This window comes from Streptomyces anandii JCM 4720 (assembly GCF_014650655.1).
Lineage (GTDB): Bacteria > Actinomycetota > Actinomycetes > Streptomycetales > Streptomycetaceae > Streptomyces > Streptomyces anandii.
Window position 1 is genome coordinate 388,535 of the sequence record NZ_BMVJ01000002.1, and the last position, 6,160, is coordinate 394,694.

Annotated in this window: 6 protein-coding genes; 3 read left to right on the plus strand and 3 right to left on the minus strand. The window is 71.0% G+C overall.

Features of this window, described 5'->3' with window-relative positions; genetic code table 11:
- Positions 1–80 precede the first annotated feature (80 nt).
- On the plus strand, positions 81–995 hold the full coding sequence (locus IE249_RS04940; RefSeq protein ID WP_189703503.1) for a YihY/virulence factor BrkB family protein: 915 nt from the start codon (positions 81–83) through the stop codon (positions 993–995).
- Here IE249_RS04940 and IE249_RS04945 read toward each other — a convergent pair.
- On the minus strand, positions 943–2,220 hold the full coding sequence (locus tag IE249_RS04945) for a D-alanyl-D-alanine carboxypeptidase family protein (RefSeq protein WP_373304344.1): 1,278 nt from the start codon (positions 2,218–2,220) through the stop codon (positions 943–945). The two genes, IE249_RS04940 and IE249_RS04945, sit on opposite strands and share 53 nt — an antisense overlap.
- A gap of 91 nt (positions 2,221–2,311) precedes the next feature.
- On the opposite strand from IE249_RS04945, the gene IE249_RS04950 reads away from it, so the two are divergent.
- Both IE249_RS04950 and IE249_RS04955 read left to right on the plus strand, forming a co-directional pair.
- The gene (locus IE249_RS04950; protein ID WP_189703505.1) at positions 2,312–2,551 is read left to right on the plus strand and encodes an SCO4848 family membrane protein; all 240 of its coding nucleotides are present in this window, start codon (positions 2,312–2,314) and stop codon (positions 2,549–2,551) included.
- A 462-nt stretch (positions 2,552–3,013) separates the two neighbouring features.
- On the plus strand, positions 3,014–4,555 hold the full coding sequence (locus IE249_RS04955) for an ABC transporter substrate-binding protein (RefSeq protein ID WP_229857545.1): 1,542 nt from the start codon (positions 3,014–3,016) through the stop codon (positions 4,553–4,555).
- A 4-nt stretch (positions 4,556–4,559) separates the two neighbouring features.
- Here the strand turns inward: IE249_RS04955 and IE249_RS04960 are convergent, their stop codons facing one another.
- Positions 4,560–6,071, minus strand: coding sequence for a sensor histidine kinase (locus IE249_RS04960; protein WP_189703507.1), 1,512 nt, complete (start codon positions 6,069–6,071; stop codon positions 4,560–4,562).
- On the minus strand, positions 6,068–6,160 hold a 93-nt coding region (locus tag IE249_RS36235), incomplete at its 5' end, for a winged helix-turn-helix domain-containing protein (protein ID WP_373304352.1). The genes IE249_RS36235 and IE249_RS04960, both read right to left, overlap by 4 nt.

The window sequence follows — 6,160 nt, forward strand, 5'->3', positions numbered from 1 at the left end:
ACGACTGTATCGCCCGCTTATGGACGTTTTGTCGCAGAAACGCGGTGTTCATGCTTCCCCGCAGCGGGCACAGTCGGATCATGGACTGGCTGAAGAACCTTCCCGTCGTCGGCCCTTGGCTGGCGCGCCTGACGCTCACGCACGCCTGGCGTTCGTACGAGCGTCTGGACCGGGTGAAGTGGACGCGGCTCGCCGCCGCCATGACGTTCGTCAGCTTCGTCGCCCTCTTCCCGCTGCTGACGGTGGGCGCCGCGATCGGCGCCGCCACGCTCAGCACGGCCCAGCAGCACACCCTCCAGAGCAAGATCGAGCAGCAGTTCCCCGGGCTCGGCGGTCAACTGGACATCAGCGCCCTGGTGCAGAACGCCGGCACGGTCGGCGTGATCGCGGGCGCCTTCCTGCTGTTCACCGGCATCGGCTGGGTCGGCCAGATGCGGGACTGCCTGCGCACGGTGTGGGAACTGCCCGACGCCGACGGGAACCCGCTGCTGGACAAGCTCAAGGACGGCGGCATCCTGGTCGGTTTCGGCGGCGCGGTGGTCGTCACCCTCGCCGTCTCCACCGTCGCCTCGGCCGCCGTCGGCTGGACCTCCCGCCAGTTCGGCCTGGACGAACACGGCTGGGGCAGCCTGCTGTTGCGCGTCGTCGCCTTCGCCGTCGCCGTGCTCGCCGACTTCCTGGTTCTGCTGTACGTCCTGACCCTGCTGCCCGGCGTCGAGCCCCCGCGCCACCGGCTGCTGGTCGCCGCACTGCTCGGCGCGGTCGGCTTCGAACTGCTCAAGCTGCTGCTCAGCGGCTACATCCAGGGCGTCGCGGCCAAGAGCATGTACGGCGCCTTCGGCGTCCCCGTCGCCCTGCTGCTGTGGATCAACTTCACGTCCAAGCTGGTGCTGTACTGCGCCGCCTGGACGGCGACGGGGAGCAAGGAGCAGGAGGCGGAGGTCAGGAGCGGCTCCGGCGGCGCATCAGATCCGGCAGCGGCCAGCGGCGGTTGACGAGGAACGCGCCCGCCGCGAGCAGCACCAGCACCCCGGCGGAGATGCCCAGCGCGATCCCCATGCCGCCCGAGCCGCTCTTGACGGAGGCGCCGGCCACCGGCCGGGACGAGGAGCCGCCCGCGCCGCCCGCCTGGCCCGGGGAGGGGTTGGCGCCCGGCTGGGCACTCGCCGCGTCCGCGCTCTTCGGCGGCACCAGCGCGCCCACCGGCTGCACCTTCCCGGCCGCCTTGAAGCCCCAGTCGAAGAGCTTGGCGGCCTCCCGGTAGACCTCGTTGTGCTCCTTCTTCTCCGGGTTCATCACCGTCACGAGCAGCACCCGGCCGTCGCGCTCGGCGACACCGGTGAAGGTGGCGCCCGCGTTGGTGGTGTTGCCGTTCTTCACCCCCGCGATGCCCTGGTACACGGAGACGTCGTAGTCGCCGCTGAGCAGCCGGTTGGTGTTCTGGATCTCGAAGGAACCTCGGGTGGATTTGCCCTTCTTGTCCTTCTTTGTCTCGCCCGGGAAGGAGGCCCGCACGGTCGAGCAGTACTCCCGGAAGTCCTTCTTCTGCAGCCCGGAGCGCGCGAACAGCGTCAGGTCGTACGCCGAGGAGACCTGGCCGTCGGCGTCGTAGCCGTCCGGGCTCACCACATGGGTGTCCCTGGCCTGGAGTTCGGCGGCGTGCGCGTTCATGTCCTTCACGGTCTGCGGCACGCCGCCGTTCATCGCCGACAGCACGTGCACGGCGTCGTTGCCCGAGCGCAGGAAGACGCCCAGCCACAGGTCGTGGACCGTGTACGTCTCGTTCTCCTTTATCCCGACCAGGCTCGAGCCGGCGCCCATCCCGGCGAGGTCGGTCACGGCCACCTTGTGCTTCTCGTCGCGCGGGAACTTCGGCAGCACCGTGTCCGCGAACAGCATCTTCAGCGTGCTGGCCGGGGGCAGCCGCCAGTGCGCGTTGTGCGCGGCCAGCACCTGGCCCGACTCGGCGTCGGCCACGATCCAGGACCGCGCGGTGAGGTCCTTGGGCAGCACTGGCACGCCGCCGGCGAGGTTCACCTGGGTCCCGGGCACCGCGAGGCGGGCGCCGCCCACGGCGGACATCCGCGCCGGGGGAGTGGCCGAGGGGCTCGTCTTCGGCGTCGGCGCGGCGAGCGCGGCGGGCGCGGTCAGCGAAACGGACAACAGAGCGGCGGAAGTGACCAGCAGGGATCGCCTGACGGTCTTCTGGGGTGCGGACACGGTCGGAAAAGTACCTGCCCCGTGCGGCGAAGTCCCGTCCCCCCTCCCACCCCGCACACGGAGCGGGGCGCGCGCCGGTGATACTGAACGTATGAAGCTCAGCCGCCCCCTCTCCTGGTTCCTGCTCGCCTTCGGGGTGTGGAGCTGGATCATCTGGGTCACTTTCGTCAAGAATCTCGTCAAGGACGGCAGCGGCCTCGCGTTCGACCACGGCCGGCCGACGGCGTACTTCTGGGTGCACCTGACGCTGGCCGTCGTCTCCTTCGTATTGGGGACGGTCATCGGCGGCATCGGGTTGCGCGGACTGCGCGCACTGCGCCGGACGTCATAGCGTTCCGGACACCTGGAACCATCCGTGGCCGGCTCGGGCCCGGCACCTGATCGCGGCCGCCAACCCGGCCTGACGGGCCTCGACCGCTGCGGCGACACCCGGCCGTACGCCAGCCGGGGCGCCGACGCCCGGGGGCCGCCCACGCGCGTGGGCGGCCCGTCCGGCATCACTGTGATCCGACTCGCCTGCGGGCAGGCCCGAGCGGCCTCCAAGCGGGCTGCGGCAAAAGGACGTTGGGGCGCATCCCGGGAGGAAGGCGCGCAAGTCCGGGAACAAGCTGAGAACCGGCTGTGAAACGAACCGACAACAAATTTCCGTAACTTCTTTCCATTCTCTCCAGAACCCTCTTCCCCGGGGCGAAACCCGTGTGATTAGGTATCGGCGCCACCAAGGGGGGTGGCATATGCCCTTGTTAAGGGACCCGTGAAGGGTCTGGGGAGGACACCGATGCGATCCGTTCGCATGCGGATACTCGTGACGCTGCTCGTGCTGGCCGTCGTGGGTGTCGGCGGCTGGCAACTGCTGCCGTCGCAGGGAGACAAGAACAAGACCATCACGGTCGGCACGACGGACGCCGTCACCTCGCTCGACCCGGCCGGCGCCTACGACGCGGGTTCCTGGGCCCTGTTCAGCAACGTCTTCCAGTCGCTGCTCACCTTCGCCCCGGACGGCGCCTCCCCCATCCCGGACGCGGCCAGGAGCTGCGGCTTCGTCGGCGGCGGACTGCGCACCTACCGCTGCGAGCTGCGGGACGGGCTGAAGTTCCCGAGCGGGCGCGCGATGACGGCCGAGGACGTGAAGTACTCCTTCGACCGCGTCAAGAAGATCAACTCCGACGTCGGTCCGGCCCCCCTGTTCTCCACCCTCGGCTCCGTGGACGCCGTCGGCCAGGAGGTGACGTTCCACCTGTCGACGCCGGACGCCACCTTCCCGTTCAAGGTGGCCACCGGCGCCGGGTCCATCGTCGACCGCACCCAGTACGCCCTCAACGCGCTGCGCGGTGGCACGCAGGTGGACGGCACCGGCCCCTACCAGCTGTCCGGCTACACCAAGGACGAGGCCGCGCAGCTGACGCCGAACGGCTCCTACAAGGGCGCCGTCACCGGCACCCGCCGCCCGGTCGATCTGCGCTACTTCTCCGACGGCAAGGCGCTCGACGCGGCGTGGAAGGGCAAGCAGGTCGAGGTCGCCACCCGCACGCTGACCCCGGACGTCCTCGCCCGGCTCAACCCCAGCGACCCCAACCAGCGCGTGTCGGAGTCCGACAGCTCCGAGACCCGCAACCTCTACTTCAACACCCGGGCCTCCTCGCCGCTGCACGACGTGCGCGTCCGCCGCGCCGTCGCCTGGCTGATCAACCGCGAGCAGCTGGCCACCTCCGTCTACGACGGCACGGTCGACGCGCTGTACTCGCTGATCCCGGCCGGCATCACCGGCCACACCACGTCCTTCTTCGACGCCTACCCGGCGCAGAGCGTGAAGAAGGCCCGGGCGCTGCTGACCGAGGCCGGCGTGTCGCTCCCCGTGCGCTTCACCTACGGCTACGGCAAGGGCCGCGGCTCGGGTGAGCAGGAGGCCGCCGAGCTCAAGCGGCAGCTGGAGACGGGCGGCCTGTTCAAGGTCGACGTCAAGGGCTACGAGTGGACCGACTTCCAGAAGCGGTGGGCGGCCGGCAAGCTCGACGCCTGGGCGGTCGGCTGGGTCGCGGACTACCCCGACCCGGACACCTTCGGCGCCCCGCTCGTCGGCACCGGCTCCACGATGAACACCGGCTACAGCAGCAAGACCGTCGACCGTCTCATCACCGACAGCCGGCAGTTCGCCGACCGCAGCCGGGTGGCCGCGGACTTCCGCACCCTGCAGTCCGACGTCGCCCAGGACGTGCCCCTGATCCCGCTGTGGCAGCAGAAGGAGTACGTCGTCACCAGCGAGGACGTGGGCGGTGGCCAGTACCTCTCGGACGGCACCGGAGTCTTCCGCCTCTGGAAGCTCGGCTGGATCTGACCCCTCACCGCCGACGGGCCCCGGGCACCCGGGAGTCCTGGACCGGCTCCTGCGGCCCGGGTTCCTCGCACGGGCCCGTCGGCAGGGTGACCGTCACCTCCAGGCCCTCGCCGGGGGACGTGCGGACGGTCACCTCGCCGGAGTGGGCCTCGACCACGCCCTGGACGATGGCCAGGCCCAGTCCGCTGCCCGCGCCGGTGCCCGTGCGGAAGAAGCGGTCGAAGACCCGGGCCGCGTCCTCCTCGGCGAGCCCAGGCCCCTTGTCCGCGACCCGGAGCCGTACGAACCGCCCGGCGCGCTCCACGCCGAGCCGCACCGGGACGTCGGCGGCCGTGTGCACGCGCACGTTGGTCACCAGGTTGCCCAGCACCTGTCGCAGCCCCGACTCGTCGGCCCGCACCAGCACCGAGCCCTCCGCCTCCACCGTCACCGGCCGCTCCGGCTGCTGCGCGCGCAGATCCCCGGCGGCGTCCCGCACCAGCCGGCTGACGTCCACGTTGCGCAGCCGCAGCTCGGGCCGCTGGTCCAGACGGGCAAGGGTGAGCAGTTCGTCCACCAGCCGGCCCATCCGGTCCGCCTCGGCGTTCACCCGGTCCCAGGCCCGCCGCCGCTCGGCCGGCTCGGTGAGCATCCCCTTGTCGTACAGCTGGAGGTAGCCGCGTATCGCCGCCAGCGGGGTGCGCAGCTCGTGCGAGGCGTCGGCGACGAAGCGGCGCAGCTGGGCCGTGCTGCGCTCGCGCGTGCGGTACGCCGACTCCACCTGGTGCAGCATGGAGTTCAGCGCGATGCGCAACTGCTCGACCTCCTGGGTCGGGTGGTGGCTGGAGGGCACCCGCCGGGTCAGGTCGCCCTCGGCTATCGCGGACGACGTCTCCACCATGTCCTCCAGCGGCCGCATCCGCCGCCGCACCGAGAACATGGTCAGGCAGACCAGCAGCGCCAGCAGCAGCGTGCCCACGGCCAGGTCGAGCTTGAGGGCCTTGTCTATGCCCGTGTGCAGGGCGTCGGTCGAGGTGGCGAACAGCAGGTAGTTGCCGTCCTCCAGCCGGACGGCGGTCGTGCGGTACGCCGCCCCGTGCACCCTCACCTCGTGCGGGACGCCGTCGGCGGCGAGCGCGCGAGGGTCGCCGACCGTCCGGGCCAGCGCGATCTGGGTGTCGCTCGGCGCGAAGCCCGCGATGGGTATGGCCCGGCCGTGGCCGTCGACGGCGGTGAACACCGAGTCCGGCCGGGACTGCTGGCTGCTGGGCTGCACGAACCGGTCCCGCACCAGGGCCAGCGCCGCCAGCGAGTCGATCTGCCGCATGGTCAGCCCCGAACCCCCGATGGACTGACGCGTCTTGAGCAACTGGGAGTCCACCTGGCCGAGCAGGTAGTGCCCCATCCCCATCAGGCTCACCGCGGTGGACACCACGATGCCCACCGCCAGCAGCGCCACGTTCGTCAGGGTGAGCTTTCCGCGCAGCGAGTGCGTGCCGTGCCGCCGGCGCGGCGCCCGCGGGCCGGCCCTCCTCACGCCAGCCCGTATCCGACACCGCGCCGCGTGGTGATCACCGGCGGCCCGAGGGTGTCCAGCTTGCGGCGCAGATAGCTGATGTAGGTCTC

Coding starts and splice junctions, on each gene's coding strand:
- IE249_RS04955 (WP_229857545.1), top strand. CDS start 3,014: ATGCGGATACTCGTGACGCTGCTCGTGCTGGCCGTCGTGGGTGTCGGC.
- IE249_RS04950 (WP_189703505.1), top strand. CDS start 2,312: ATGAAGCTCAGCCGCCCCCTCTCCTGGTTCCTGCTCGCCTTCGGGGTG.
- IE249_RS04940 (WP_189703503.1), top strand. CDS start 81: ATGGACTGGCTGAAGAACCTTCCCGTCGTCGGCCCTTGGCTGGCGCGC.